Raw genomic sequence first — 3690 nt, 5'->3', positions numbered from 1 at the left:
CCCCAAAAAACAACCCTCAGTCGACTGACCGAGGGTTCCTTATTTCATTATTCAAGAACTTGATTAGCTCAATGCGTCCAAGGCATCATCCATTGAAAGCACTTCATGGAAGACACGTTGTGTCAATTCAGTTTTTTGTTCTGGAGTGAGGTATTTAGTGTTTACACAGTATCCAGAGATACGTACGATAACGTCTTCACCTGACATGATTTTTTCGTAAACATCGTTCAAGTCCATAACGTTCAAGTTAACGTGTTGTCCACCGTTTTCAAAGTAACCATCAAGGATTGTTACCAAGTTATCAACTTGTTCGTCACGAGTCTTACCAAGAGCGCGAGGTGAAACTTGAGTAGTCAATGAGATACCATCAGCTGCATAACTAAAGTCAAGGCTAGAAAGTGAGTTCAAGTTTTGCAACCATCCACCTTTAGCTTTATTAGATGGGTTAGCACCTGGTGAGAAGAATTCAAGTTTAGACAAGTTCACAGAACCATCTTCGTTGAGGTATACACCTTTGTGGACTGGTGAGTTACCAGTTTGTTTAGAGTAAGCAACGTTAGATGTGATTGTCAAAAGTGATACAGTAGCTTCTGCGTCTTTGTAAAGTTTGTGGCTACGTAGACGAGTAGTGTAAGCTTCGATCAACCATTCTGCCAATTCGTTTGAACGAGGATCATCTTCACCCCAACGTGGGTATTCTCCGATTGTTTCGTAATCGTAGATGTAGCCATTTTCATCACGGATTGGTTTAACTGTAGCGTATTTGATAGCTGCCAATGTATCAACAGTGTTGGCAAATCCACAGATACCGAATCCCATGTTAGCGCGTTGTTTAGTTGGCAAGAAGGCCATTTGAACAGCTTCGTAGTTGTACTTATCAGTCATGTAGTGGATGATGTTCAAAGCATCTACATAAGTGTCAGTCAACCAGTCAAGAGATTTTTCAAAGTTAGATTTAACTGATTCAAATTCAAGAACTTCATCACGGATTGGTTCGATATCAAATACTTTGTAGTCTTTGTGTACATCATCGTAACCACCGTTCAAACCAGTAAGAAGGGCTTTCAATACGTTTACACGCGCACCGAAGTACTGGATGTTGTGGCGTTGTTCTTCATTTTCTGGGTCAAGTGGTGACACACAGCATGAGATACAGCTCATTTCACCATATCCGTCTTTAGCCATTGTTGTTACACCTTCGTATTGGATAGAAGAGTGTTTGTGGCTCATGTGCATACAGTAGCGACGGAAGTTGTATGGCAATTTATCAGTCCAAAGAACTGTCAAGTTTGGTTCTGGAGAGTTACCGATGTTGTCAAGTGTGTTCAAGAAACGGTAGTCCATCTTAGTAACACGGTGACGACCGTCGTTACCCATACCAGCCATAGAAGTTGTGATGAAGGTTGGGTCACCTGAGTACAATTGGTCATAAGCTTTTGTACGAGCAAATTTAACTGTACGAAGTTTCATAACGAAATCATCAACGAATTCTTGGATTTCTGATTCAGTAAATGTACCACGAGCAAGGTCACGTTCTGCAAAGATGTCAAGTACGATTGGCACACGTCCTAGAGATGTTGCAGCACCGTTGATAACACGGCAAACAGACATGAAGGCGATGTTAACCCATTGGATAGCTTCTTTAACGTTCATCGCTGGTTTGCGAACGTCAACTCCATAAAGGTCACCCAAGCGAACAACTTGTTGCAATGCTTGGTATTGAAGGTTGATTTCTTCACGAAGACGGATTGTTTCTTCATCGATTTCTTCGATTGCATTCCAGTCGTTTACTTTTTCTTGCATCAAGTAGTCTGCACCGTAAAGAGCAAGACGTGCGTAAACACCGATGATACGTCCGCGTGAGTATGCGTCTGGAAGACCAGTTACAGTGTGAGCGTGACGAGCGCGACGGATGTTTGAAGTGTAAGCACGGAAGATACCGTCGTTAACTGTTGTTACATATTTAGTGAAGATTTCGTGAACAGCTGGGTCTGGTTCGTATCCATTTTCTTTCAAAGTAGTTTCAGCCATACGGATACCACCTTTTGGCATGAAGTTCAATTTGAAGAGTTCATCATTTTGGATACCAAAGATAACTTCATTTTCTTTGTCGATAAATCCTGCTGGAATGTCAGCGATAGATGTTGGACGAGTGTCCATTGGGAAACGAGTTTCTTCGTAGTGTGCCTTCGTTTCTTCTACAATTTTTTTGATGTGAAGTGAACGTTCTGTTGGTCCTGCAAGGAAGCTTTCGTCTCCATCGTAAGGTGTGTAGTTAGCTTGTACAAAGCGTGATACACTTGCTTTTTCTTTCCAATCTACGCCTTTGAAGCCTTCCCAAGCTTTGTCAAAAATATCTTGTGCTTCAACAACTGTTTTAACAACCATGTTAATGTCCTCTTTTTTCTTTCTAGTAACAACCATCTGTTACATTCATGAGTCAAGTATACCATACAGTAACCGATTTCAACAAGTGAAAATTCCCTATTTTTACACTTTCTTTTCTAAAACAGTCTACATTTTGTTTCAAACTGTATTATATTTTTGAAAAAATAAAGTCCTTTTTTCTTTTTTTCAGAAAAAAGGGTATAATAAAAGAAAATAAGCGGTAAAAAGGGGGCTAGGCATGTTGATTTTTCCTTTGTTAAATGATTTGTCAAGAAAAATCATCCATATTGACATGGATGCCTTTTTTGCTGCGGTGGAAATCAGAGATAATCCTAAACTCAGAGGAAAACCTGTCATTATCGGCAACGACCCTCGGCAAACAGGTGGGCGTGGTGTCGTTTCCACTTGTAGCTATGAGGCGCGAGCTTTTGGTGTCCATTCTGCTATGAGTTCTAAAGAAGCCTATGAACGTTGTCCCCAGGCAGTCTTTATCTCAGGGAATTATGAAAAATACAAGACTGTGGGACTCCAGATTCGAGCGATTTTTAAGCGCTATACAGATTTGATTGAACCCATGAGTATTGACGAAGCCTATTTGGATGTGACAGAAAATAAACTCGGTATCAAGTCAGCGGTCAAAATTGCTCGTCTCATTCAAGAGAATATCTGGCAAGAACTTCATCTAACTGCTTCTGCCGGTGTTTCTTACAACAAATTCTTAGCTAAAATGGCCAGCGATTATCAAAAACCACATGGTCTGACAGTGATTCTACCTGACCAAGCTGAGGATTTTCTCAAACAAATGGACGTGGCCAAGTTTCATGGAGTAGGAAAAAAGACGGTGGAACGGCTTCATCAAATGGGAGTTTTTACTGGCGCTGATCTACTTGAAGTCCCTGAAGTGACCCTAATAGACCGTTTTGGCAGACTGGGCTATGACCTGTATCGAAAGGCTCGTGGCATCCACAATTCCCCAGTCAAATCCAATCGCATCCGTAAATCAATCGGGAAGGAGAAAACCTATGGAAAGATTCTCCGTGCCGAGGAGGACATCAAAAAAGAGCTGACTCTCCTATCAGAAAGAGTCGCTCTCAATCTACATCAACAAGAAAAAGCTGGAAAAATTGTCATTCTGAAAATCCGCTACGAGGACTTTTCAACTCTTACCAAACGAAAAAGTCTTGCTCAAAAAACACAGGATGCTAGTCAGATAAGCCAAATCGCCCTGCAACTCTATGAAGAGTTAAGCGAGAAAGAAAGAGGTGTCCGCCTGCTAGGAGTTACCGTGACTGGATTTTAAAC

General features: G+C 41.2%; 2 protein-coding genes. One reads left to right on the top strand and one right to left on the bottom strand.

Annotation, left to right across the window (positions count from 1 at the left end; translation table 11 throughout):
- Window positions 1-63: 63 nt before the first annotated feature.
- Window positions 64-2388, bottom strand: a complete 2325-nt coding sequence (gene pflB / locus SMSK597_RS04225; protein ID WP_000260634.1) for a formate C-acetyltransferase — start codon at window positions 2386-2388, stop codon at window positions 64-66.
- Window positions 2389-2626: 238 nt separating this feature from the next.
- Here pflB and dinB point away from each other — a divergent pair, with 238 nt between their 5' ends.
- A complete protein-coding gene (dinB, locus tag SMSK597_RS04220; protein WP_000904575.1) occupies window positions 2627-3688 on the top strand; it encodes a DNA polymerase IV in 1062 nt (353 codons plus the stop codon).
- Window positions 3689-3690: the final 2 nt, after the last annotated feature.

The organism is Streptococcus mitis SK597, from assembly GCF_000148545.1.
Classification (GTDB): Bacteria; Bacillota; Bacilli; order Lactobacillales; family Streptococcaceae; genus Streptococcus; species Streptococcus mitis_C.
The sequence above is the reverse complement of the archived record's forward strand: the minus strand, read 5'-3'. Positions and strand labels throughout refer to the sequence as shown.

Coding starts and splice junctions, on each gene's coding strand:
- pflB (WP_000260634.1), bottom strand. CDS start 2,388: ATGGTTGTTAAAACAGTTGTTGAAGCACAAGATATTTTTGACAAAGCT.
- dinB (WP_000904575.1), top strand. CDS start 2,627: ATGTTGATTTTTCCTTTGTTAAATGATTTGTCAAGAAAAATCATCCAT.